The following is a 24,750-nucleotide window of genomic DNA, read 5'->3' on the forward strand; positions in this document are numbered from 1 at the left end:
GCGGGGGAGGCGCGGGGCGATGCGCGCTCCGTCACGCCCTGTTGCGCAGCGTCACGGCGCCGCGCGCTGGCGTTGCGTCACGCCTTCCTTAACCCGCAATCCGGCACCATACTCATGTCATGAAAACGCGGCCCCAGACCCGGAACGAGATCGCCGCAGACGCGGTCGTCCATGCGCTCGGCGTCAGCTTCGCGCTCATCGGCGGGCCGATCCTGATCGGGCTCGTCGCCTCGCACCGGGAGCCGGGCTCCATCGCCGCCGTCTCGATCTATGTCGCGACGCTGATCGCGATGTTCTCGCTCTCCGCCAGCTACAACCTCATTCCTTTCGAGCGGGCGCAATGCTGGCTACGGCGGCTCGACCATTCGACGATCTACCTGAAGATCGCCGGCGCCTACACGCCGTTCGCGGCGATTTCCGTGGGCGGGCTGGTGGGCAACGGCCTCCTCGCCGTCGTCTGGGGCGCCGCCGCCGTGGGCATCATGCTGAAGCTCGCCTTCCCCCGCCGGTTCGAGACGCTGTCGCTCATCCTCTATCTCGGCATGGGCTGGGCCGCGCTCGCCGTCGCCGGCGACGTGGCGGCGAGCGTGGAGGGGGGGACGATGATGCTCATCGTCATCGCCGGCCTCCTCTATTCCGGCGGCGTGATCTTCCATCTCTGGCAGCGGCTGCCCTACCAGAACGCGATCTGGCACGTCTTCGTCCTTGCGGCGACGGCGGTGCTCTACGGGGCCGTGGCGCTGGAATTCGCCTGAGCCCGAAAGCCGGGCTCTGGCGGGATTGTTTCAGGGTCATCACGGAAAAGATCGTTCTGAATCAACGGAATTTTCCCGATAACCATGGTTATGCGCTCAGGCGGCCGCCTCCGCCTCGATCTCCACGAGCAGCGCCGGGTTCACCAGCCCGCTGACGAAGAGGAGGGTGGAGGGGACGCGCACCTCCCCCAGCCAGGCGCCCCGCGCCGCCCGGAGCGCGCCGAGATCCTCCTGCCGCACGAGGAAGATGCGAAGCATCACGAGGTGCTCCTTCGTCATGCCCGCCTCCCGCAGGCAGGCGTCGATATTGGCGAGGGCCTGCTCGCACTGGGCCTCGATCCCCTCCCGCATCGTCCCGTCGGGCGCGAGGCCGATCTGCCCCGAAAGCGTGAGGCGCACGCGCGCGCCCTCCGCCCGGCAGCCGTGGCTGTAGTTCGGCACGCCGAGCGAGACGATCTCCGCCGGGTCGATGAGCTTCCGTTCCATCTTCTTCTCCTTCAGTTCCGCCAGGCCAGCAGCCGCTTCTCCAGCGCCCCCACGCCAGCGCTCACCACGAGGCCGAGCAGCGAGAGGAGCAGCACCCCGGCGAAGAGCCGTTCGAGATCGTAGAGCGCGCCCGCCTCCAGAATGTAAGCCCCGATCCCGTATTCCGCCCCCAGCATCTCCGCCGCGACGAGGAGGATGATGGAGATGGCGAGCGAGACGCGGAGGCCGGACAGGATACCCGGCAGCGCCGCCGGCATCACGATCTGCGCGACGATGCGGCCCCAGGGCATGCCGAAGCTTTGCCCCATGCGGATCAGCGTCCGGTCCACATTGTCCACCGCCCCCCAGGTAGCGACGACTGTTGGCGTGAAGGCGCCGAAGGCGATCAGCGCGTATTTCGAGCCCTCCCCGATCCCGAACCAGATCACGAAGAGCGGCAGCAGCGCGATCTTCGGAATGGGGAAGATCGCGGCGACAAGCGGCGCTAGCCCCGCCCGCGCCAGCGTGAAGAGCCCGATGGTCACGCCCACGGCGATACCTGCCGCGATCCCCATCGCCGCGCCGGCGACGAGGCGCGAGACGGAGGGGACGAGATGCTGGAGAAGAAGCCCCGTCTCCGCCAGCCGCCAGAGCGTCAGGCCGACATCCGAGGGTTTCGGCAGCGTGAGGTTCGAGATGACCCCGCTCCGCGTCCCCGCCTCCCAGACGAGGAGGATGAGGAGGAAGAGCGCGGGCGCGGCCCAGCGCGCCGTGCCGGGCCGGAAGCCGCCGCCGCGGAAGGGCACGGGCCGCGTCTCCTCAGACATCGAGCAACTCCCGGTCCGCCTCCGCCGCCTCCGCCCGCATCATCTCCCAGAGCCGCCGCTCGACCGCGACGAGCGCCGGGTCCGCCGCGCTCCGCGCCTCCAGCGGCGCGTCGATCTCCACCACCTCCCGCACCCGGCCGGGCCGGCGGGAAAGGATGGCGACCCGGTGGCCGAGCCGGACGGCCTCGCCGAGATTGTGCGTGACATAGACCGCGGTGAAGGGCCGCCGGAGCCAGAGCGAGACGAGATCGTCCATCAGCAGCTCCCGCGTCTGCGCGTCGAGCGCGGAGAGGGGCTCGTCCAGAAGCATGACGGCGGGCTCCACCGCCAGCGCGCGTGCGATGGCGACGCGCTGCTTCATGCCGCCGGATATCTGCCGGGGCAGGGCCCCCGCGAAATCCGTCAGCCGCGTCCGCGCCAGAACATCCGCGACGATCTCCGCCCGCCGCGAAGCGGGCATCCGGTGATGTTCGAGCGCGAGGCGCACGTTCCCCTCCACCGTTCGCCACGGCAGGAGCGCGAAATCCTGAAAGACATAGGTGAGCGGGTTGAGGCAGCCGGGCGGCGCCTCCCCCCGCATCTCGACCCGTCCCTCCGAAGGCTGCTCCAGCCCGCCGAGGAGCCGCAGCAGGGTGGACTTGCCGCAGCCCGAAGGGCCGACGAGACAGAGGATGCGCCCCGCCTCCACGTCGAGGTCGATCCCGGAGAGAACCTCCGTCCCGCCATAGCGATGGCTCACCCGGTCGAGGCGGAGCTCCACCCCCCGCGGCCCCGCTCAGATCGCCGGGGCGAAGGAGCCGTCCACCAGCGTCTCCATCGTGACGGAGGCGGGGACGAGCCCCTCCGCCTTGAACCAGTCGAGCTGGTCGCCGATGGAGGCCATGTTGAGCGCCGCGCCCTGGTTCATGCGCATCGCGCCGTTCACGATCTTGGGCTTCGCCGTCTCGTAGTCCTCGTCGGCGTAGACGTATTTGTGGATGAGCCTCGTCATCTCCTCCGCCGCCTCGTCCCCCGCCGTCCGGTCGATCAGGGCGGCGTTGAAATCCGCCGCGCCCTTCGCGAAGGCGGCGATGAAGGCCTCCGCCTGCGCCCGGTCGTTCGCCGCGGTTTCCGCCGAGGTGAAGACGGTCGTCACCTGATAATCCGGCAGGTAATCCGCCACCCAGCCGATCTGCTTCGCGGCTCCCGAGGCGGCGAGCGGCTTGCCGATATGCGGCACGATGGTCCAGGCGTCCACCTGCCCGGATTTCAGCGCGCCGATGATCGCCGGCACCTTCTGCAGCGGCACGAGGTCGATCCCGCCGGGGAAGCCCTCGGCGGCGGCGATCTTCGAGGCCATGTAGTGGAAGGAGGAGCCGGCGGTGGTGTTGCCGAAGGTCCGGCCCTTGAGCCCGGCCGGCGTCGTCACCCCCGCTTCCCAGGCCGCGTTCGAGGCGAGGATGAGTTGGCCGTCGATCCCCTTCTCCTCCTGAAGCCCGCCGCCGATGACCTTCACCGCGCCCTTCTCGGCCAGCGAGATCAGCCCGCCCGAGATCGCGGTGACGCCGAAGCCGACATCGCCGGAGGCGATGGCGACGGCCATCGGCTGCGCCGCCTGGAAGAAGCTGAACTCGACGTCGAGCCCCGCCTCCCTGAAATACCCCCGCTCGAAGGCGACGAAGGAGGGGGCGTGGCTGGTGAAGCGCAGCGCGCCCACCATCGTCTTCGAGGCGGCGCGGGCCGGCAGCGAAAGCGCGGCGACGGAGGCGATGCCGGCGGCAAGCGCGCCGCGGCGGGTCAGCATGGTCATCGGGATCTCCCTTCGGGATGTCGGCGTTTCCGGCCGCTGTTGTAGCGGCGCATCAGTGCGGGGCCAAGCGGCTTCGGCGCCTGCGTGACCTTGCGGCGCCTGTGCGCCGGGGCCTTGTTTCGGACAGAATCGAGGCTCAGTTGACGTCCACGTAAGTCGCGCTTCCCTGGCGCGCTCTGTGCAAGCGCGGAGCTCTATCGTGGGGACTGACATGAAACTCGCCATCGCCGGCGCGATCTGCGCCATCGCCGCCTCGGCCGCGCCCGTAGCCGCCACGCCGCTGTCCGCGCTCGATCTGATGCGCGGCTTCAACAACATCGTGCTCGGAAATCTCCAGACCAATGTGGAGACGGAGGGCACGCTCTTCGTCGGCGGCAACTATACGGGCAACGGCGCGACCGTGAATCCGCGCAACCTGCCCGATGTCGATCTCGGCGGCGGGGTTTCGGGCGCCCTTGTCGTCGGCGGCGCGCTTTCGGCGGCGAACGTGAACCTCAACAATGGCTCCGCGCATATCGGCGGCTCCGTCTCGACGAACTTCAACAACAATGGCGGCCGCGACATCGCCATCGGCGGCGCCTTCGCGGGCAACCTGAACCTCAACGGCGGCGCGGCGACCATCGCGGGCGCCCGTTCGGGGAACATCAACCTCAATGGCGGTTCGGTGACGCAGGCGCCCGTCGCGCCCGTTCCCTTCGCCGAGGTGGCGGCGACGCTTCTCGCCCTTTCCTCCGAGCTTTCGATGCTGGACGCGACGGGGGGGATCGCCAGTCTCTCCGACAACAACAATGTGAGCTTCCAGTCCGTCGCCGGGCCGGACGGCATCGCTGTCTTCAACCTCGACTTCGACACGAACGCCTCGATCTTCGGCGTCGCCGGCACGTTCAACGGGGTGAACGCGGCGCCGGGCGTGACGACGATCGTCAACGTCGCGGGCAAGAACGTTTCGTGGAGGCTGAACGGCAACCAGAACTTCCCCGGCGTCCTCTTCAACTTCTTCGAGGCGGAGGAGCTGAGTATTCAGGCAAGCTTCAACGTCTCGATCCTCGCGCCGAAGGCGACCGTGCGGCTCTCCGGCGGCGGGATCAACGGCACGCTTGTCTCGGGCAACCTGTTTCAGGACGCCGAGGTTCGCCCGCTGACCTTCCAGGGCGACCTGCCGCCGGTCAGCCAGGTGCCGCTTCCGGCCTCCGCCTTTTTGCTCCTCGGCGGGCTCGGCCTCCTTGGCGGGCTCCGCGCGCGGCGGCGCGCGGCCTGATCTAGGCGTTGAAGGCGGCGAGGAGGCCGGCGGTCGAGCCGTCCAGCCCCTCCGCCTCACGCTCCCCCTTCACGATCGGCGCGAGTTCGTTCGCCATCGCCTTGCCGAGCTCGACCCCCCACTGGTCGAAGCTGTTCACGCCCCAGACGGCGCCCTGGACGAAGACCCTGTGCTCGTAGAGGGCGATCAGCCGCCCGAGCGCGAAGGCGTCAAGCCGGCGGTGGAGGATCGTCGTGGAGGGCCGGTCGCCGGGGAAGGTCCGGTGCGGCGCCAGCCGGTCGATCTCCGCCTCCGCCAGCCCTTCGGCCGCCATCGCGGCGCGCGCCTCCGCCTCCGTCCGCCCGAAGGCGAGGGCGCGGGACTGGGCGAGGCAATTGGCGACGAGGAGGGCGTGGTGATCGCCGAGCCGCTCCCTCGGCTCCGCGGCGAGGATGAACTCGGCGGGGATCGGGTCCGTCCCCTGGTGGAGGAGCTGGAAGAAGGAATGTTGGGCGTTCGTGCCGGGCTCGCCCCAGATCACCGGCCCGGTCGCCTGGGCCGCCGGAGCGCCGGTGAGCGTCACGCGCTTGCCGTTCGATTCCATGTCGAGCTGCTGGACATAGGCGGGGAAGCGCTCCAGCCGCTGGTCATAGGGGATGAGCGCGACGGTGGGCATGCCGAGGAGGTTCCGCCGCCAGACCCCGGCCATGCCGAGGAGGATCGGCAGGTTCCGCTCCGCCGGCGCGTCGAGGAAGTGCCGGTCCATAGCCGCCGCCCCGGCGAGAAAGGCCCGGAACGTCTCCGCCCCCACGGCGATGGCGAGCGGCAGGCCGATGGCGGACCAGACGGAATAGCGGCCGCCCACCCAGTCCCAGAAGCCGAAGACGCGGCTTTCGTCGATCCCGAAGGCGGAGGTCGCGGGGATGTTGGTGGAGACGGCGGCGAGATGCGCGCCGGGCTCCACGCCCGCCGCCTTCAGCCAGCCGGCGAAGGCGCGGGCGTTCGCCATCGTCTCCTGCGTCGTGAAGGTCTTGGAGGCGATCACCGCCATCGTCGTCCGCGGGTCGAGGCCCCGCAGAACGTCCGTCATGTGCGCGCCGTCCACGTTGGAGACGAAGTGGAGCCGCGGCCCGTCATGGTCCGGCCGCAGCGCCCGCACCGCCATGACCGGGCCGAGATCGGAGCCGCCGATGCCGATGTTGACTACGTCTGTGAACCGGTCGCCCGAGGGCGGCCCATAGCGGCCCGCCCGCACATCCTCCGCGAAGGCGAGGAAGCGGGCGAGCACGGCCTCGACCTCCGGCTCTCCGCCCGAACGAAGGCGCATGTGGCCGACGGCGCGGCGCTCCGTCCCGTTGATCGGCTCGCCCCGCGCCATCGCGCTCCGCTTCTCCTCCACACCCGCTGCGCGGGCGAGGGCGAGGAGGGCGGCGAGCGCCGGCTCGTCCAGCTTTTCCTTGGACAAGTCCAAAAGAAGATCGTCGAGCCGGAAGGAGAGGCGGGCGAACCGCCCGCCGTCCTCCGCGAAGAGATCGCGCAGCGTTTTCGCCTTCAGCCGGGCCGCATGGGCCTCCAGCGCGCCCCATTCCGCCTCGCTCATCGCGCCCCCCTTTCAAGCATGGCCGCCTCGCGCGCCAGCGCCTCGATCCCCGCCCAGTCGCCCGACCTCGCCATCGCGGCGGGCGCCACCCAGGAGCCCCCGGCGCAGAGCACGTTCGGGAGCGAGAGATAATCCCGCGCATTGGCGAGGCTCACCCCGCCCGTCGGGCAAAAGGCGATGGCGGGCAAGGGCGCCGCCAGCGCCTTCAGCGCCGCGGCCCCGCCCGACGCCTCGGCGGGGAAGAACTTCATGAAGTCGTAGCCGCGCTCGAAGAGCCGCATCGCCTCGGTCGCCGTCGCCGCGCCTGCGAGCATCGGCAGGTCCAGCGCCTCCGCAGCGTCGAGCAGCCGGTCGGTGGCGCCGGGGGAGACGCCGAAGCGCGCGCCCGCCGCCTTCGCCGCCGCCACATCCTCCGGCGTCAGCAGCGTGCCGGCGCCGACGACGCCGCCGGGAACCGCGGCCATCGCCCGGATCGCGTCCAGCGCCGCCGGCGTCCGCAATGTGACTTCGAGCGCGGGCAGCCCGCCGGCGACGAGCGCCCGTGCGAGACCCTCGGCCCGCGCCGCGTCCTCGATCACCAGCACGGGGATGATTGGCGCAAGCGCCGCGATCTCCCGCGCCTGTCGGCTCGCTTCCTTCGGCGTCATCGGCATCTCCCCTCTTGCCGCCGCCATTCTCGCCCGCATCGCCGTGCGGCGAAAGGGCTTCGCTCAGAGTTCGTTCCGCCGCGGCGGGTCCGCGCCCTTCCGCGCGCAGGTCAATGCGGCGGCGCGGGCGGCGAAGGCGAGCATCTCCGACGCCGCCTCGCGCCCCAGCGTGGCGAGCCCGGCCTTACCGAGCCCGCGCCGAGCGATTTCCGCCAGCAGAGACGCCTGGAACGAATCCCCGGCTCCGATCGTGTCGACGACATCTACACTCGGGGAGGGAACCTTGATCTCCCCGAACGGCCCGCGGGCCAGAGCGCCCTTCGCTCCGGCGGTCATCACCGCGAGCTTCGCGCCGGCCGCGAGAAACCCGTCGAGCACGTCGCCTGCCCCCTCGCCGGGAAAGAGCGCCGCGGCGTCCTCCTCCGACAGTTTCACGAGATCGGCGAGCGCGGCCATCGCCGCCGCGGCGGCGCGCCAGCGGCCCGGATCGGGCTCGACTGTGGGCCGCACGTTCGGATCGTAGGAGATCAGGCGCCGCCCCGCCTCCCGCCGCGCGAGGTCGAGATGAGCGGAGGCGACGGGCTCCGTCACCATCGTGTAGGAGCCGAAATGGAGCCCCGCCGTCTCAGGCGGCAGGGCGGGCAGGTCCCCTTCCCCGATCCATTTTTCCGCGCCGTCCTCCCCGTAGAAGGCGTAGTCCGCGCCGCCATCGGGGCCGATCATGGCGAGGGCGAGCGTCGTCTTGCCGGCGCCCGCGCGGAGAAGGCTTGTCTCCACGCCCTCCGCCTCGAGCGCGGCGCGGAGCGCGCGGCCGAACATGTCCTCCGCCAGCCCGGTGAAGAGCGCGGCCCGCGCGCCGAGCCGCGCCATGCCGACGGCCACGTTGAAAGGCGAGCCGCCGATCCGCGCCTCGAGCCTGAAGGGCGGGCCGCCCGGCGCCGCGAAGACGTCGATGAGCGCCTCCCCGCAGATCACGAACATCGCGGCCCTCCTCCGGCCCGGAATATATGCGGAGCCGAGGGTTTATACGCGCGCCGCTTTCGGCCACTCTCTCATCCGAGGGATCAGGAGTCGAACCATGCCCGAACGCGGATTGCAGGCGATGCAGCTTGCGCGGCAGACGATGGCCTTCGTCCTCGCCGGGGGCCGCGGCTCCCGCCTCAAGGAGCTGACGGACAGGCGCGCGAAACCCGCCGTCTATTTCGGCGGCAAGACCCGGATCATCGATTTCGCCCTCTCCAACGCCGTGAATTCCGGCATCCGCCGGATCGGCGTCGCGACGCAGTACAAGGCGCATTCGCTGATCCGCCATCTTCAGAACGGCTGGACCTTCTTCCAGGCGGAACGGAACGAGAGCATCGACATCCTGCCCGCCTCGCAGCGCGTGGACGAGGGGCAATGGTATCTCGGCACGGCGGACGCCGTGACGCAGAACATCGACATCATCGAGGGATACGGGCCCAAATACATCCTGATCCTGGCGGGCGACCACATCTACAAGCAGGATTATTCGATCATGCTGGCGCAGCATGTGCGGAGCGGGGCGGAGGTGACGGTCGGCTGCATCGAGGTGCCACGCGCGGAAGCCTCCGCCTTCGGCGTGATGGACGTGGACGCCGAGGACCGGATTCTCGGCTTCATCGAGAAGCCGGCCGACCCGCCCGCCATGCCGGGCAGGCCGGAAATGACGCTCGCCTCCATGGGCATCTACGTCTTCGACACCGATTTCCTGATCGGGATCCTCAATGCCGACGCGGAGGACCCGTCCTCCTCCCACGATTTCGGGAAGGACATCATCCCCGCCCTCGTCGCCCGCGGCCGGGCCTACGCCCATCCGTTCGGGCGCTCGTGCGTGATGACGGCGGGGCAGACGGCGCCCTACTGGCGCGATGTCGGCACGATCGACGCCTTCTGGCGCGCCAATATCGACCTTCTCGACTTCAACCCCGAGCTCGACCTCTACAACCGGGACTGGCCGATCTGGACCTATGCGGAGCAGACGCCGCCCGCCAAGTTCGTGCATGACGAGGACGGGCGGCGCGGCATGGCCGTCTCCTCCATGGTCTCGGGCGGCTGCATCGTCTCGGGCGCGAAGCTCGACAAGTGCCTCCTCTTCACAGGCGTGCGCTGCAATTCCTTCTCGGAGCTCACCGGCGTCGTCGCGCTGCCCTACGTCAATGTCGGGCGCCATGCCCGGCTGAAGAACGTCGTGATCGACCGCGGCGTGACGATCCCCGAAGGGCTCGTCGTCGGCGAGGACCCCGTGGCCGACGCCGCGCGCTTCCGCCGCTCCGAAGGCGGCGTGACCCTCATCACCCAGACGATGATCGACAAGCTTTGAGCCTCGCCGTCCTCTCCGTCGCCTCGGAAGCTGCGCCCTTCGTGAAGACGGGCGGGCTCGCCGACGTCGCGGGCGCCTTGCCGAAGGCGCTGGCGGCGGAGGGGGTGGAGATGCGCACGCTCCTCCCCCGCTATCCCGCGCTCGCCCCGCTCGGCGGCGAGGAGGTCGCCGCGCTGGACCTGCCGGGCGGGCGCGCGCGGCTGCTCGCGGCGGAGGCGGAGGGGCTTTCGCTTCTCCTCCTCGACGCGCCGCATCTCTATGACCGGCCCGGCGGCCCCTATGTCGACGGCGGGGGGCGGGACTGGGGGGACAATGCGCTCCGCTTCGGCGCGCTTGCGAAGGCGGCGGCGCTGATCGGGGCGGGGGCGGTTTCCGGCTGGCGGCCGTCGGTCGTCCATGCCCATGACTGGCAGGCTGGGCTGGCGCCGACCTTCCTCCGCGCGCTCGGCGGCCCGCCCGCCGTGCTGACGATCCACAACATCGCCTTCCAGGGCCGGTTCGGGCCGCATGTGATCGGCCCGCTCGGCCTCCCGCCCGAACGCTTCGCGCGGGAGGGATACGAGTTCTGGGGGGACGTCTCCTTCCTCAAGGCCGGGCTGATCGACGCCGCGAAGGTGACGACGGTGAGCCCCTCCTACGCCCGCGAGCTGACAGAGCCCGGCTTCGGCGAGGGGCTGGACGGCGTGATCCGCGCGCGGCTCCCCGACCTTTCGGGCGTGCTGAACGGGATCGACGAAGAGGCGTGGAACCCGGAGACGGACCTGGCCCTCCCAGCCCGCTATTCCGCCGCCGCGCCCGCCGGAAAGGCGGCCTGCAAGGCCGCGCTCGAGGCCGAGTTCGGGCTGGAGCCGGGGCCGGGGCCGCTCTTCGCCGTCATCTCCCGCCTGACGGGGCAGAAGGGATTCGACCTCCTCCTCTCCGCCTTCCCCGCCGCGCTCGCCCGCGGCGCGCGGCTCGCCCTGATCGGGACGGGGGAGCCCTGGCTCGAACAGGCGTTCCGCGACCTCGCTTCGCGGAACCCCGGCCGCGTCTCCGCCCGCATCGCCTTCGACGAGGCGCTCTCGCACCGGATGCAGGCGGGGGCGGACGCGCTAATCGTCCCCTCGAGGTTCGAGCCCTGCGGTCTGACGCAGCTCTGCGCGCTCCGCTACGGGACGCTCCCGGTCGTGGCGCGGACGGGCGGGCTGGCCGACACGGTGGTGGACCTCAACCACGCGGCCCTCGCGACCGGGGCGGGGACAGGGTTCCAGTTCACGCCGGGCTCCGCGCCCGCGCTTTCCGCCGCGCTCGACCGGGCGATGGACCTCTTCGCGGACCGCGCGGCATGGCGCGCAGCGATGCGCCGGGCCATGAAGCAGCCGGTCGGCTGGGGCGCCTCCGCCCGCGCCTACGCCGCGCTCTATCGGAGCCTCGCATGATCGGGCCGGGCTCGCCCGACATTCTCGGCGCGACGCCGGATGCGGAGGGGGTGAACTTCGCCGTCTGGTCGGAGGCGGCGGAGCGGATCGAGCTTTGCCTGTTCGACGAGGAGGACCGGGAGCGGCGGCTGGCGCTGCCGGAACGCGCGGGCGGAGTCTGGCACGGCCATGTCGCCGGCCTCCGCCCCGGCGCGCGCTATGGTTTTCGCGCGTATGGGGACTGGGTTCCGGAGGCGGGGCTGCGCTTCAACCCGGCGAAGCTGCTTGTCGACCCCTATGCGCGGGAGATCGAACGGATCGGCCCGCCGCACGAAGCGCTCCTCGGCCACGATCCGCAGGAACCCTCGCGTCCCTCGACAATCGACAGCGCCCCCTTCGCCCCGCGCTGCGTTGTGACGGCGCCCCCCGCGCCGCTCCCGCCCGGCCCGCGCCGCCCGTGGTCCGAAACCGTGATCTATGAGGCGCATGTGAAGGCGCTCACGAAGCGTTTCCCCGGCCTGCCGCCGGAGATCGCGGGGACGTTCGAGGGAATCGCCCATCGCGCTTTCATCGCGCATCTCCGGGCGCTGGGCGTCACGGCGCTGGAGCTCCTGCCCGTGCAGGCCTGGCCGGACGACGACTTCATCGTCGAGCGCGGGCTCTCGAACCATTGGGGCTACAACACGCTCGGCTATTTCGCGCCGGCGCCGCGCTTCTTCGGGCCTTCGGGCGCGGCGGGCTTCCGCATGATGGCGGCGGCGCTGCATGAGGCGGGGATCGAGCTGATCCTCGACATCGTGTTCAACCACACCGCGGAAGGAGACGAGCGGGGGCCGACGCTTTCCTTCCGCGGGCTCGACAATGCGGGCTATTACCGGATGGAGCCGGGCGGCGCCTATGTGAACGACACCGGCTGCGGCAACACGATTGACCTTTCCCGCCCGCATGTCGTCCGCCTCGCGCTCGACGCGATGCGCCATTGGGCGGCGCTGGGGGCGGACGGGTTCCGGTTCGACCTCGCGACCGTGCTTGGCCGGCTGCCGGACGGATTCTCGCCCGAGGCGCCGTTCTTCGCCGCGCTGCTGGCCGACCCCGTCCTCTCCCGCCTCAAGCTGATCGCGGAGCCCTGGGATATCGGCCCCGGCGGCTACCGCCTTGGCGAATTCCCCTCCCCCTTCGCGGAGTGGAACGACCGCTTCCGCGACGATGCGCGCCGCTTCTGGCGGGGGGACGAGACGGCGGCGCAGGCGCTCGCCGACCGGCTGCTCGGCTCCGCCGGGCTCTTCGACCGGGGCGGGCGGCGGCCCTTCGCCTCGGTCAATTTCATCACGGCGCATGACGGGATGACGCTGGCGGACCTCACGAGCTTCTCCGCCAAGCGCAACGAGGCGAACGGGGAGGAAAACCGGGACGGGCACGGGCATGACTTCTCCGACAATTGCGGAGCCGAGGGGGAGACCGACGACCCGGCGGTCCTCGCCGCCCGCGCGCTCCGCCGCCGCAGCCTCCTCGCCACGCTGCTCCTCTCGCAGGGCGTCCCGATGCTGCTGGCGGGGGACGAGATCGGCCATAGCCAGGGCGGCAACAACAACGCCTGGTGCCAGGACAACGAGACGACATGGCTCGACTGGGCGCGGGCCGATGCGGAGCTTCTGGCCTTCGCGCGAAGGCTCGTCGCCTATCGCGCGGCACACCCGGCGCTGCGGCAGGCGCGGTTCCTGCATGGCGAGACGCGGGCGGACGGCGCGCCGGAGGTTGAGTGGTTCGCGCTCGAAGGCGGCGCGCCGGATTGGGAGGACCCCGCGCTGCCGGGCTTCGCGCTGCTGATCCGAGGCGCGGTCGGCGGGCCGGAGCCGGGGGAGGAGATGCTGATCGCCGTCAATCGCGGCGCGCCCGCGCGGCTCGCCCTGCCGGGCGGCGAATGGACGCTCGGCTTCGACACGGGCGAGCCGGAAGCGCCGGAGGCCGGGGTTTCCGGCGCGCGGCCGCTCGCCTCGGGCGCCGTCGCCGCCTTCCACCGGAGCCGGGGATGAGCGCGCTCGCGAAACTGGCGGCGGAATGCGGGATCATGCCCGCCTTCCATGACCTCGCGGGGGAGGAGCGGCGGACGGCGCCGGAGACGCTCGCCGCCCTCCTCGCCGCGATGGGCGAGCCTTCCGGAGAGGCCGAGGCGGCGGAGCGGCTGGCGGCGCGGGCGGCGGCGGCGGCGGCGCGGCTTCTGCCGGAAGAAATGATCGTGGAGGCCGGCGCTGCGCCGCACGTTCCGTTCGCGCCGGAAGCGGACTGGGCGCTGACGCTCGAAGGCGACATGCGCCCCGTGGCCGAGGGACGCGGGCGGGAGGCCGCGCTCCCCGCCCTGCCGGCGGGCGTTCACCGGCTCGAAGCGACGCACGGCGCGCGGGCGGACCGGCTCTTCATCCTCGCCGCGCCGAAGGCGGCGCCTTCGCTCGGCGACCTCACGGGTCGCGCCCGGCTCTGGGGCGCGACCGGGCCGCTCTATGGATTCGCCTCGTTGCGGAACGCCGGGCTCGGCGATTATGAGGACCTCGCCGCGATGGCGGAGGCGCTGGGGCGCTCGGGGGCGGCCTTTCTCGGCGTCAATCCGGTTCACGCCCTCGGAGCCGCGGCCTCGCCGGAAATGGCGAGCCCCTATTCGCCGACGCATCGGGGCTTCTTCGACTGGCGCCATGTCGCCGTCGGCGGCGGCGGCGCGGCGGGCGGGATGGTCGACCATTCCGCAGCCCGCGCCCGGATCGACGCCGGGCTGGAAGAGCGGATCGCGGCGCTGGAGCCTGAGCGGCTTGACGCCTTCGCCGCCGCGCGCGGCCCCGCCCTCACACGCTTCGCGCTCTTCGAGTCGCTCTCGCTTCTGCATGGTGAGGATTGGCGGTTCTGGCCCGCCGCGCTCCACGATCCGGAGGGCGAGGCGGCGCGCGCCTTCGCCGGGGCGAAGCCGGCCGCGCTCCGCCGCCAAGTCGCGCTGCAGATGCTGGCGGAGGAGGGGCTCGCGGCGGCGCAGGCGCGGGCGAAGGGGGCCGGCATGGCGCTGGGCCTCCATCTCGACCTCGCGGTCGGCGCGCGGCCCGGCGGGGCGGAGACCTGGGGTAGCGGCGCGCACGCCTTCGGCGTCTCCCTCGGCGCGCCGCCCGATCACTTCGCGCCGCAGGGCCAGACCTGGGGCCTCGCCCCCCTCTCGCCGGAGGGCCTGAAGGCGGAGGGCTACGCGAGTTTCGCCGCGCTGCTCTCCGCCGTCATGCGCCATGCCGGGATGATCCGGATCGACCATGTGCTCGGCTTCGCCCGCGCGTTCTGGGTTCCCGAGGGCGGCGCGCCGGGGGGCTATGTGCGGATGCCGCTCGCGGCGATGCTGGCGGTGACGAAGATCATGGCCGCGCGCAATCGCTGCCTCGTCGTCGGGGAGGATCTCGGCCTCGTGGACCCCGCGCTCCGCGCCGCGCTGGCGGAGGCCGGGGTGATGGGCTGCGACGTGACCCAGTTCGACTGGGAGGGGGAGGGCCGCGCGCTCGCCCTCGCCAGCTTCGGCACGCATGACACGCCGACCGCCGCCGGCTGGCTCTCCGCGCGGGATGTGGACTGGCGGCTCCGGCTCGGGCAGATGAGCGCGGAGGCGGCGGAATGGGTCAAGGGCGAACGCAGGGGGAGGCGCGAGAGCCTCGGCCCCGATCCGCTTGGCGCGATCCACCGGCGGCTCTCGGCCTCGCCCGCCGCGCTCGTCGCCGTGCAGCTCGAGGATCTGGCGGGGGAGGTCGAGCAGGCGAACCTCCCCGGCACGGTGGACGAGCATCCGAACTGGCGCCGCCGCCTCTCGATTCCGGTCGAAGGCTGGGCGGCGGCGCCCGCCCTGAAGGAGACCGCCGCGCTGATGCGAGAAGCCGGGCGCGGCGGCGAAGGAGAGACGACATGACGATCCGAACGGTGGAGACGAAGCCGATCGCCGGGCAGAAGCCGGGCACGTCCGGCCTCCGGAAGAAGACCGCGGCCTTCATGGCGCCGGGCTATCTCGAGAACTTCGTCCAGGCGATCTTCGACGGGACGGGCGGCGCAAAGGGCAAGACCTATGTGCTCGGCGGCGACGGCCGCTTCTTCGGGCGGGAGGCGGCGGGAACGATCCTGCGCATGATGGCGGCCAACGGCGCGGCGCGCGCGGTGGTCGGGCGCGGCGCCCTCCTCTCCACCCCCGCCGCCTCGCACCTGATCCGGCTCCGCAAGGCCGATGGCGGGATCATCCTCTCGGCCAGCCACAATCCCGGCGGGCCGGACGGGGATTTCGGCGTGAAGTTCAACACGCCGAACGGCGGCCCGGCGCCCGAGCCCGTGACGGAGGCGATCTTCGCCGCGACCGGCGCGCTCACCCGCTACCTTATTTCGGACGCGCCTTCGCCCGACCTTTCCGCCGAGGGCGCCTTCGATCTCGACGGCATGGCGGTGGAGGTCGTGGACCCGGTGGCGGATTATCAGGCGCTGATGGAGCGGCTCTTCGACTTCCGCGCGCTCCGCGCCCTCTTCGCCTCCGGCTTCACGATGCGCTTCGACGCGATGCACGCCGTGACGGGGCCCTATGCGACGGCGATCCTCGAAGGCGCGCTCGGCGCCCCGGCCGGGACCGTGATGAACGGCGAGCCGAGCGAGGATTTCGGCGGCGGGCACCCGGACCCGAACCCGGTCTGGGCGAAGCCGCTCGTCGATCTTGTCATGGGGCCGGAGGCGCCCGATTTCGCCGCCGCCTCGGACGGGGACGGGGACCGGAACATGATCCTCGGGCGGGGCCTTTACGTCACCCCATCTGACAGCCTCGCCGTCCTCGCCGCCAACGCGAGCGCCGCGCCGGGTTATGCCGGCGGGTTGAGGGGCGTCGCCCGCTCCATGCCGACGAGCCGCGCGGCGGACGATGTGGCGGCGGCGCTCGGGATCCCCTGTTTCGAGACGCCGACGGGCTGGAAGTTCTTCGGAAACCTCCTCGACGCCGGCATGGCGACGATCTGCGGCGAGGAGAGCGCGGGCACCGGCTCCGACCATGTGCGGGAGAAGGACGGGCTCTGGGCCGTGCTCCTCTGGCTCTCGATCCTCGCGAAGGAGCGGAAGCCGGTCTCCGAGGTGATGGCGGCGCACTGGCGGCGCTTCGGCCGGCGCTACTATTCGCGCCACGATTACGAGGGGATCGATTCCGACGCGGCGGCGGAAATGATGGCGGCGCTGAAGGCGCGGCTTCCTTCGCTCCCCGGCGCGACGTTCGGCGGCCTGACGGTCGAGGCGGCGGACGATTTCGCCTATGCGGACCCGACGGACGGCTCGGTCACCGCGGGGCAGGGCGTCCGCGTCGCCTTCGCGTGCGGGGCGCGCGCCGTTTTCCGCCTTTCCGGCACGGGGACGGAGGGGGCGACGCTCCGCGTCTATCTCGAGCGCCGCGCGCCGCCCGAGGGCGACCACGGGGAGGAGACGCAGGCTGCGCTCGCCGCCGTCATCGCGGCGGCGGAGGAGATCGCAGGCATCGCAGCCCGGACCGGCCGGAGCGCGCCCGACGTGATGACGTGAACGCGCCGTTTGCGTTATCCGCCTACAAGGCTACCTTGCGCATGTTGCAGATGCGAAGACCTGATCGGAGATCGCCCCGATGAACGTGCATTCCCTTTCCGCCCCCGCCCATCACGCGGCGCTCGACGCCGCCATCGCCTGGCACCTCGCCCATTCCGTCGGCAAGACGCCGGAGGCGGCGGACCTGTCGGACTGGCGCGTCGCCCTCTCCCGCGCGGTCAGGGACAGGCTGGTCGCGCCCTGGTTCGACGCGACGCGGAAGACCTACGAGGCCGGGCGGAAGCGCGTCTATTACCTCTCGATGGAGTTCCTGCTCGGGCGGATGCTGGAGGATGCGATCGGCAATCTCGGCCTCGAACGCGAGGCGCGCGCGGCGATGGCGGGCTTCGGCGTCGATTATCGCGCCGTGGTGGAGGACGAGCCGGACGCCGCGCTCGGCAATGGCGGGCTCGGGCGGCTCGCCGCCTGCTTCCTCGATTCGCTCTCCTGCCTCGGCATCCCCGCTTACGGCTACGGCATTCGCTACGCCCACGGCCTATTCCGCCAGCGCTTCGAGGAGGGGCGGCAGATCGAGAGCGCGGAGACCTGGCTCGCGGAGGCCCATCCGTGGGAATTCGAGCGCCACGAGGTCGCGTTCGAGATCGGCTTCGGCGGCGTGGCGGACGAGGCTGGCTGGCGCCCGGCGGAGCTGGTCGAGGCGCGGGCGCATGACACGCCGGTGCCGGGCTGGCGCGCGCGCTGGACGAACACGCTCCGCCTCTGGTCCGCCCGGCCGAAGCGGGTGTTCGACCTCGAACCCTTCAACCGGGGCGACTACATGGCCGCCGCCGCTCCGGAAGTGTTCGCGGAGACGATCAGCCGCGTCCTCTATCCGGACGACAGCACGCCCGTCGGCAAGGAATTGCGGCTGAAGCAGGAATATTTCTTCACCTCCGCGAGCCTGCAGGACATCCTTCGCCGCTTCCTCGCCTCCGGCGCCCCGCTCTCCGCGCTGCCGGACCAGATCGCGATCCAGATGAACGACACGCACCCGGCCATCGCCGGGCCGGAACTGATCCGCCTCCTTATGGACCATCACGGGCTTGGCTTCGAGGAGGCGTTCGACATCGCCTCGGGCTGCCTCTGCTATACCAACCACACGCTCCTGCCGGAGGCGCTGGAGCGCTGGCATGTCGGGCTCATGCGGCATGTCCTGCCGCGGCACATGATGATCATCGAGAAGATCGACGCGCTCCATGCGCGCCGCGCCGCCGAGGCGGGGGCGCCGCGCCCCGACCATGTCCGCGTCTTTCACCCGGACGGCGACGTGCAGATGGGAACGCTCGCCTTCGTCGCGGCGCGGAAGGTCAACGGCGTCTCCGCCCTCCATACCGGCCTGATGAAGGAGACGGTGTTCCGCGACCTTCATGCGCTCCATCCCGACCGGATCGTCAACATGACGAACGGGGTGACGCCGCGGCGCTGGCTGCACGGCTGCAATCCCGGCCTCCGCGCGCTCCTGAACGAGGCGCTGGGCGAGGGGTGGGTGACGAATCTCGAACTTCTCGACCGCCTCGCGCCGCTCGCGGACGACACCGGCTTCCGCGAACTCTTCATGGGCGTGAAGCGGGCGAACAAGGCGCGGCTCGCCGAATGGCTGAAGGCGACGCAGCGGATCGAGACCTCGCCCGACGCGATGTTCGACATCCAGATCAAGCGCATCCACGAATACAAGCGCCAGCTGATGAACGCGCTGGAAGTCGCCGCCCATGCCAACGCGATCCGGCGGGAACCGGAGCGGGACTGGGTTCCGCGAGTCCGTATCTTCGGCGGCAAGGCGGCGCCGGGCTATGACATGGCGAAGCGGATCATCCGGCTCGTCAACGACATCGCCTGGCAGGTGAACCATGACCCGGTGATCGGCGACCGGCTCAAGATCGTCTATCCCGAGAATTACAACGTCTCGATGGCGGAGCGGCTGATTCCCGCCGCCGACCTTTCGGAGCAGATCTCCACCGCGGGCATGGAGGCGAGCGGCACCGGCAACATGAAGTTCGCGCTGAACGGCGCTGTCACCATCGGCACGCTCGACGGCGCGAATGTGGAGATCGCGGAGCGGGTGGGGCGGGAGAACATCTTCATCTTCGGGCTTGAGGCGCATGAGGCTTCGGCGATCCGGGACGGCTATGACTCGAACCGCTTCATCGCGGAGAGCGCGGCGCTTTCAGAGGTGGTCGGCCAGATCGAGGGCGGTTTCTACTCCCCCGGCGAGCCGGACCGCCACCGCGCGGTGATCGACAAGCTGCGCCATGACGACCATTTCCTCGTCGCCGCCGACTTCGAGGCCTATCGCAAGGCGCAGGACGAGACGGAGGCGGCGTTCGCGGACCGGGAGCGCTGGGGGCGCATGGCGGTGCTCAACTGCGCCCGCTCCGGCTGGTTCTCCTCCGACCGGACGATCCGCGGCTATGCCTCGGAAATCTGGGGGGTGGAGCCCCTCATCTGACCGCCTGCGCGGAGGCTTGTTCGGCGGGCGCCCTTGAATCGGCCCGAAGCGTGGGCCAGACTCGCCGCATATGACCGATCCGGCGATCCCAGCCGACGAGGCCGAGCGCCTCGTCTCAGGCGCTCATGGCGACCCCTTCGCATGGCTTGGCCCGCACAAGGCGGGGCGACGCACGCTCGTGCGGGCCCTTCTTCCGGGCGCGGAGGCCTGCGACCTGATCCATGAGGGGAAGGCGCATCCGCTTCCCGCGCTCCATCCCGGGGGCCTGTTCGGCGCGCAGGTTCCGGCGAAGGCCGCCGCCGACTACCGGCTCCGCTGGCGCTTCGAGGGGCGGGAATGGGAGGCGGAGGACCCCTATCGCTTCGGGCCCGTCCTCGGCCCTCTCGACGAGCACCTGATCGGGGAGGGGCGGCATCTCCGGCTCTGGGAGCGGCTCGGCGCCCATCCGATGACGCATGAGGGCGCGGCGGGCGTGCATTTCGCCGTCTGGGCGCCCGGCGCCGCCCGCGCCTCCGTCGCCGGCCCCTTCACGATGTGGGACGGCCGACGCCTGCCGATGCGGGCGCGGGGGCGGAGCGGGGTGTGGGAGATCTTCGTGCCCGGCATCGGGCCGGGCGAACCCTATCGCTTCGAGTTCCGCACGGCGGACGGGCGGGTGACGCCGCAGAAGGCGGACCCGGTGGGCTTCGGCGCGGAGCATCCGCCGAAGACGGCTTCCGTCGTCCGCGATCTCGGCGGGTTCGACTGGGGCGATGGCGAGTGGATGGAGGCGCGCGCGGCGCGGAACGCGGCCGACGCTCCGGTCTCGATCTACGAGGTGCATCTCGGCTCCTGGCGGCGGCGGCTGGACGAGGGCGGCAGGCCGCTCAGCTATGACGAACTGGCGCGGGACCTTGTGCCCTACGCCGCCGACATGGGCTTCACCCATCTCGAATTCATGCCGGTGAACGAGCATCCGTTCGACGGCTCCTGGGGCTATCAGCCCGTCGGCCTCTACGCCCCTACTTCGCGCCACGGGGACCTTGCGGGTTTCCGCCGGCTTGTGGACGCGGCGCACCGGGCCGGGCTCGGCGTGCTCCTCGACTGGGTGCCCGGCCATTTTCCGGAGGACCCGCACGGCCTCGCCTTCTTCAACGGCGGCCCGCTCTACGAACATGCCGACAAGCGGGAAGGGTTCCATCCGGACTGGAACACGCTGATCTACGATTTCGGCCGGATCGAGGTTTCGAACTTCCTTCTCGCCAATGCGCTCTACTGGCTCCATGAGCATCATGTGGACGGGCTGCGCGTGGACGCCGTCGCCTCCATGCTCTACCGAGACTATTCGCGGAAGGCGGGCGAGTGGATCCCCAACCGCTTCGGCGGGCGGGAGAATCTGGAGGCGGTCGCCTTCCTCCAGGCGGTGAACGAGGCCGTGCGGGCGGAGGCGCCGGCGGCGATGACGGTGGCGGAGGAGTCGACCGCCTGGCCCGGCGTCTCGAAGCCGGTCTCGGAGGGCGGGCTCGGCTTCGGCTTCAAGTGGAACATGGGCTGGATGAACGACACGCTGCGCTACATGGCGCGCGACCCGGTGCACCGGCGCCACCACCACAACGAGATGACCTTCGGCTCGGCCTACGCCTTCTCGGAACGCTTCGTCCTGCCGCTCAGCCATGACGAGGTGGTCCACGGCAAGGGCGCGCTCTGGGACAAGATGCCCGGCGGGCCGGCGGAGAAGTTCGCCAATCTTCGCGCGCTCTACGGCTTCATGTGGGGGCATCCGGGCAAGAAGCTGCTCTTCATGGGCGGCGAGTTCGCGCAGCGGACGGAATGGCGGCAGGCGGGCGAGCTCGACTGGGGCCTGATCGACCGGCCGCGTCATGCCGGCGTCCGCGCGCTGGTGCGCGATCTCAACCGCCTCTACCGGGAGGAGCCCGCGCTCCATGCGCAGGATTGCGCGCCCGAGGGCTTCTCCTGGATCGAGGCGGATGACGCGGCGAAGAGCCTCTTCGCCTTCGCCCGCTTCGCGCCGGGCGGGGAGGCGGCGATCGTCATCTCCAACATGACGCCGGTTGAGCGGCGCGTCACGCTTGGCGCGCCCGCTCCCGGGCCGTGGCGGGAGCGGGTGAACACGGATTCGGCGCTCTATGGCGGCGCCGGCGCCGGCAATCTCGGCGCGGTCGAGGCGCGGCCGGAGCCGTGGCGCGGCTGGCCGGCGACGATGGAGGTGACGGCGCCGGGCCTCTCCACCATCATCCTGACGCGCTGAGCGCCTCAGATGAAGTGGATGTAGAAGTCCCGCTCCGCCTCCGCGTTCGCGCCCTTCAGTTTTTCCGCCTCCGCCCGCCGCATGAAGAGCTGGTTGGCGACGAGTTCCGGCCCGACCGCCTCCACGAGCGCGGAATCCGCCTCCAGCGCGTCGAGCGCGCCCTCCAGCGTCTCCGCGACGCCGCTCGTCGCGTCCTGGCTCTCGAACCCGTCCCCGGCCTCCGCCGGCGGCAGCGGATAGCCGCGTTCGACCCCGAGCCGCGCCGCCTGCAGCACGGCGGCGACGGCGGTGTAGGGATTGGCGGCGGCGTCCGCCATCCGGTGCTCGATCCGCGCCTTCGCGCCGCCCTCGGCGGAGACGCGGGTGGTGACGTTCCGGTGGTCCCCGCCCCAGTTCTTCCAGAAGCCGGAGAGCGAGGCGGGGCGAAGCCGGCGATAGGAGTTCACCGTCGGCGCCAGCAGCCCGGCCAATCCCTCGTGATGATGGACGAGCCCGGCGACGCATCCCTTCGCGAGGTCGTTCATCGCCTCCGGCCCGCCGCCGTCGCCGCCCGAGAGCGCGTTGCGCCCGTCCTCCCCGGCGAAGGAGAAATTCACATGCAGCCCGCTGCCGCCCTTTTCCGGGATCGGCTTCGGCATGAAGGTGAGGATGAGCCCGCGCTTCAGCGCCACTTCCCGCGCCATCAGGCGGAAGAGCACGAGATCGTCCACCGCCTTCACCGCGTCGTCATAGGCGAGCGTGAACTCGAATTGCGGGTTGTCGTATTCCGTCGTCATCATTTCGAGCCGGAAGCCCGCCGCCTCCGCCTCTTCCCAGACCGCGTCCATGAACCCGGCCGGGTCCGCCGCCGGGCCGGTGCCGTAGACATGGCCGCCGGGCGCCTCGTAGGGCCGGAGCGCCCCGTCCGGCCCCCGCTCGAAGGCGTAGGCTTCGAGCTCGAGCCCGACTTTCGCGTGCAGTCCGCGCGCGGCCCAGTCCGCGACCGTCCGCTTCAGCGCGCCGCGCCCGCAAGGGCCGATCGGGGCGCCTGCGGCGTCATGGAGGTCGCACATCACGACCTTCGTCGCCGGCTCCCACCCCTCCCGGATGTCGGCGGCGCGCCATGTCGCCACCATGTCCGGCAGGCCTTCCAGCATCTTCGAGCCTGGGGAGGGCAGGAGGTCCTTGTCGAAATGCACCCCGAAGGTGGACTGGCAGAACCGCGTCTCCCCGTCCGCCCCGAGCTTCGAGCCGGGGAGGTATTTCCCCCGCATGATGCTCAGATGGTCGCAGAAGAAGAGGCGGAGACGGTCTTTCATGGCGGAATCCTCAGGCGGGCGTGACGCGGAGCGGGAGGGATTTCACCCCCCCGACGAAATTGGAGCGGAGGAAGGCGTGGGGCCCCGTCCGCTCCACCGCCTTCACCCGCGCGGCGAAGCGCTGGAAGAAGACGCGCACCTCGAGCCGGGCGAGCCAGATGCCGAGGCAGATATGCGGCCCGCCCTGCCCGAAGGAGAGATGGGGGTTCGGGTCCCGCCGAAGATCGACGCGGAACGGGTCGGCGAATGCCGCCTCGTCCCGGTTGGCGGAGGCGAACCAGAGGAGGACCTTGTCGCCCTTCCGGATGTGCTTGCCGTGCAGCTCGAAATCCTCGCCCGCCGTCCGGCGGAAATAGATCGCGGGCGTCGCCCAGCGGATCACCTCGTCCGCCATCGTCTCCCAGATTGCGCCGCCCTCCCGAAGCTGGCCCAGCAATTCCGGCTGCTCGGCGAGCGCGAGGAGCCCCGCGGCGATGGAATAGCGCGTCGTGTCGTTTCCGGCGGCGACGAGGAGGCAGAAGAAGTTGCGGAATTCCCGCTCGGTGATCCGCGCCTCGGTCTCGTCCGGCTGGGTGATGAGATGGAGCACGCCCGCCTCGTCCCCCGCCTTCGCCTTCTCCGCCATCAGCCGCTCGGCATAGTCGTAAAGCTCCACGCCGGCGGGCGAGTTGAAGGGCATGAGGCGGTATTCGTCTGTCTCCATCCGGTCGAGCACATGGGTCGTGAAGTCGGGGTCGGTGTTGGCGATCAGCGCGTCGCCCTTCTCCACCAGCCAGGGCAGGTCCGCCTCCGGCAGGCCGACGATCCGCCCGAGCATCCGCATCGGCAGCGGGCGGGCGAGGACGCGGGTCGCGTCGAACTCCCGCCGCTCCAGCGCCTCGTCCAGGATCTCGTCGCAGATGCGCGCGATCTCCGCCTCGAAAGCGTTGACGACGGGGCGGGAAAAGGCGCGCGCCACCTTCATGCGGACGCGGGTATGCTCCGGCGGGTCCGTTTCCTGAAAGGTGCGGCGGGCGAGATACTCCTCCTCCGTCTGGTCCTCCATCCTTATGCCGCGGGCGGAGGAGAGCTTCCTGTAGTCCCGGTTCAGCGCGGAAATGTCGGCATGGCGGGTGAGGGACCAGAAGCCGGCGCCGTCGGGATACTCGGTCCAGGCGCAGGGGTCTTCCCGCCGGAGACGCGAGAAGGTCTTGTGCGGCGCGCCCGCGGCGAAAGAATCGTGGCTCGTAAGATCGGCGTAGCCGTCATCCGCAGGCGTCCAGACCGTCATGCGTCTCTCCCCGTTGATCGACACGATTGCCGAGCCGCGCTATCTCCGCAAGCGTCTCAATCGGGAAGGTCGGCCCATGCGCCTCGCGATCCTCAACACCTGCGACGACGATTCGGAATACGCCAAGGCCTATCCGGATGACGGCGCCCGATTCGCCGCGCTCCTCGGCGCGGTCCGGCCCGGCTGGGCCTTTGAGAGCTTCAAGGTCTTCGAGAACGACTTTCCGGAGCGACCGGAGGCTTTCGACGGCTTCCTCGTCACCGGCAGCCCCGCCTCCGTGAATGACGGGACGAAGCCGTGGATCGGCCGGCTCTTCGCCTTCCTCCGCGACCGGCATGAGGAGAGGCGGCCGCTCTTCGGCGCCTGTTTCGGGCATCAGGCCATCGCGAAGGCGCTCGGCGGAGCCGTCGGCCCCAATCCCGGCGGCTGCGCGCTCGGGATCACGGAGACGCGCTTTCATGCGCGGAAGCCGTGGATGGACCCGGCGCGGGAGGCGTTCGGGCTCTATTCCGCCAATTACGAGCAGGTGACGGCGCTGCCGCCGGGGGCCGAGGCCGTCGCCTCCGATTCCGTCTGCCCCGCCGCCTCCTTCGCCATCGGCGACCATGTCTTCACCACGCAATACCACCCGGAGATGAAGCCGGATTTCGTGGCGGACATGATCGACCACATGGTGGAAGACGTGCCACCCGAGGTGATCGCGAAGGGGCGCGCCGATCTGGCTCGCGAAGCGGAGGGGCCGGCCTTCGCGGAATGGATGGCGCGGTTCTTCGAGCATGCCGCTGCGCGCTGAGCCGCCCGCTTGCCTTCCTCCCCGTTTCCGCGCTCTTATCCCGCG

The 24,750-nt window shown here is 70.9% G+C and carries 19 protein-coding genes; 10 read left to right on the forward strand and 9 right to left on the reverse strand.

Translation table 11 applies throughout. The features are described 5' to 3' along the window. The first annotated feature begins 119 nt into the window (after window positions 1-119). Complete coding sequence (trhA, locus tag ACE37J_RS19550; protein ID WP_409714619.1) at window positions 120-755, forward strand: PAQR family membrane homeostasis protein TrhA; 636 nt, start codon at window positions 120-122, stop codon at window positions 753-755. A gap of 96 nt (window positions 756-851) precedes the next feature. Here the strand turns inward: trhA and ACE37J_RS19555 are convergent, their stop codons facing one another. Genes ACE37J_RS19555 through ACE37J_RS19570 form a run of 4 tightly spaced genes read right to left on the reverse strand, consistent with a single transcriptional unit; the run spans window position 852 to window position 3,836 of the window. Further along, window positions 852-1,241, reverse strand: a complete 390-nt coding sequence (locus ACE37J_RS19555) for a RidA family protein (protein WP_409714622.1) — start codon at window positions 1,239-1,241, stop codon at window positions 852-854. Between the two features lie 11 nt (window positions 1,242-1,252). Next, on the reverse strand, window positions 1,253-2,047 hold the full coding sequence (locus tag ACE37J_RS19560) for an ABC transporter permease (RefSeq protein WP_409714626.1): 795 nt from the start codon (window positions 2,045-2,047) through the stop codon (window positions 1,253-1,255). Beyond that, complete coding sequence (locus tag ACE37J_RS19565) at window positions 2,040-2,807, reverse strand: ABC transporter ATP-binding protein (RefSeq protein WP_409714629.1); 768 nt, start codon at window positions 2,805-2,807, stop codon at window positions 2,040-2,042. Before ACE37J_RS19565 ends, ACE37J_RS19560 begins: the two co-directional genes overlap by 8 nt. A 15-nt stretch (window positions 2,808-2,822) precedes the next feature. After that, on the reverse strand, window positions 2,823-3,836 hold the full coding sequence (locus ACE37J_RS19570; protein WP_409714632.1) for an ABC transporter substrate-binding protein: 1,014 nt from the start codon (window positions 3,834-3,836) through the stop codon (window positions 2,823-2,825). 211 nt (window positions 3,837-4,047) lie between these two features. Between ACE37J_RS19570 and ACE37J_RS19575 the strand changes: the two genes are divergently transcribed. Then, on the forward strand, window positions 4,048-5,094 hold the full coding sequence (locus ACE37J_RS19575; RefSeq protein ID WP_409714636.1) for a choice-of-anchor A family protein: 1,047 nt from the start codon (window positions 4,048-4,050) through the stop codon (window positions 5,092-5,094). Between the two features lies 1 nt (window position 5,095). Here the strand turns inward: ACE37J_RS19575 and pgi are convergent, their stop codons facing one another. From pgi to ACE37J_RS19590, 3 genes are all read right to left on the reverse strand, one after another. After that, window positions 5,096-6,673, reverse strand: coding sequence for a glucose-6-phosphate isomerase (gene pgi, locus ACE37J_RS19580; protein ID WP_409714639.1), 1,578 nt, complete (start codon window positions 6,671-6,673; stop codon window positions 5,096-5,098). After that, window positions 6,670-7,320 carry a bifunctional 4-hydroxy-2-oxoglutarate aldolase/2-dehydro-3-deoxy-phosphogluconate aldolase gene (eda, locus tag ACE37J_RS19585; protein ID WP_409714642.1) on the reverse strand — a complete coding sequence of 217 codons (651 nt, stop codon included), beginning with the start codon at window positions 7,318-7,320 and terminating at the stop codon, window positions 6,670-6,672. The genes pgi and eda overlap by 4 nt, the downstream gene beginning before the upstream one ends. Before the next feature lie 63 nt (window positions 7,321-7,383). Further along, complete coding sequence (locus ACE37J_RS19590; RefSeq protein WP_409714645.1) at window positions 7,384-8,301, reverse strand: carbohydrate kinase family protein; 918 nt, start codon at window positions 8,299-8,301, stop codon at window positions 7,384-7,386. A 121-nt stretch (window positions 8,302-8,422) separates the two neighbouring features. Between ACE37J_RS19590 and glgC the strand changes: the two genes are divergently transcribed. The 7 genes from glgC (at window position 8,423) to glgB (ending at window position 21,344) form a co-directional block, all read left to right on the forward strand. Beyond that, window positions 8,423-9,661 (forward strand): glucose-1-phosphate adenylyltransferase, encoded by a 1,239-nt coding sequence (gene glgC / locus ACE37J_RS19595; protein WP_409715487.1) that lies wholly within the window; start codon window positions 8,423-8,425, stop codon window positions 9,659-9,661. Then, the gene (gene glgA, locus ACE37J_RS19600; RefSeq protein ID WP_409714648.1) at window positions 9,658-11,079 is read left to right on the forward strand and encodes a glycogen synthase GlgA; all 1,422 of its coding nucleotides are present in this window, start codon (window positions 9,658-9,660) and stop codon (window positions 11,077-11,079) included. Before glgC ends, glgA begins: the two co-directional genes overlap by 4 nt. Next, a complete protein-coding gene (gene glgX / locus ACE37J_RS19605) occupies window positions 11,076-13,091 on the forward strand; it encodes a glycogen debranching protein GlgX (protein ID WP_409714651.1) in 2,016 nt (671 codons plus the stop codon). Before glgA ends, glgX begins: the two co-directional genes overlap by 4 nt. After that, window positions 13,088-14,983 carry a 4-alpha-glucanotransferase gene (locus tag ACE37J_RS19610; protein WP_409714654.1) on the forward strand — a complete coding sequence of 632 codons (1,896 nt, stop codon included), beginning with the start codon at window positions 13,088-13,090 and terminating at the stop codon, window positions 14,981-14,983. Before glgX ends, ACE37J_RS19610 begins: the two co-directional genes overlap by 4 nt. After that, window positions 14,980-16,611, forward strand: coding sequence for an alpha-D-glucose phosphate-specific phosphoglucomutase (locus tag ACE37J_RS19615; RefSeq protein WP_409714657.1), 1,632 nt, complete (start codon window positions 14,980-14,982; stop codon window positions 16,609-16,611). The genes ACE37J_RS19610 and ACE37J_RS19615 overlap by 4 nt, the downstream gene beginning before the upstream one ends. A 79-nt stretch (window positions 16,612-16,690) precedes the next feature. Further along, window positions 16,691-19,096 (forward strand): glycogen/starch/alpha-glucan phosphorylase, encoded by a 2,406-nt coding sequence (locus tag ACE37J_RS19620; protein WP_409714660.1) that lies wholly within the window; start codon window positions 16,691-16,693, stop codon window positions 19,094-19,096. Between the two features lie 70 nt (window positions 19,097-19,166). Beyond that, window positions 19,167-21,344: a 1,4-alpha-glucan branching protein GlgB gene (gene glgB, locus ACE37J_RS19625; protein ID WP_409714664.1), complete on the forward strand. Its 2,178-nt coding sequence runs from the start codon at window positions 19,167-19,169 to the stop codon at window positions 21,342-21,344. Between the two features lie 5 nt (window positions 21,345-21,349). Here the strand turns inward: glgB and ACE37J_RS19630 are convergent, their stop codons facing one another. Together ACE37J_RS19630 and ACE37J_RS19635 are read right to left on the reverse strand one after the other, a co-directional pair. Continuing rightward, on the reverse strand, window positions 21,350-22,642 hold the full coding sequence (locus tag ACE37J_RS19630) for a glutamine synthetase (protein WP_409714667.1): 1,293 nt from the start codon (window positions 22,640-22,642) through the stop codon (window positions 21,350-21,352). A gap of 10 nt (window positions 22,643-22,652) precedes the next feature. After that, window positions 22,653-23,912, reverse strand: coding sequence for a cytochrome P450 (locus ACE37J_RS19635; protein ID WP_409714670.1), 1,260 nt, complete (start codon window positions 23,910-23,912; stop codon window positions 22,653-22,655). 76 nt (window positions 23,913-23,988) lie between these two features. Between ACE37J_RS19635 and ACE37J_RS19640 the strand changes: the two genes are divergently transcribed. Then, complete coding sequence (locus ACE37J_RS19640; protein ID WP_409714673.1) at window positions 23,989-24,705, forward strand: glutamine amidotransferase-related protein; 717 nt, start codon at window positions 23,989-23,991, stop codon at window positions 24,703-24,705. Window positions 24,706-24,750: the final 45 nt, after the last annotated feature.

The sequence above is a fragment of the Pikeienuella sp. genome, from assembly GCF_046290545.1.
GTDB lineage: Bacteria > Pseudomonadota > Alphaproteobacteria > Rhodobacterales > Rhodobacteraceae > Pikeienuella.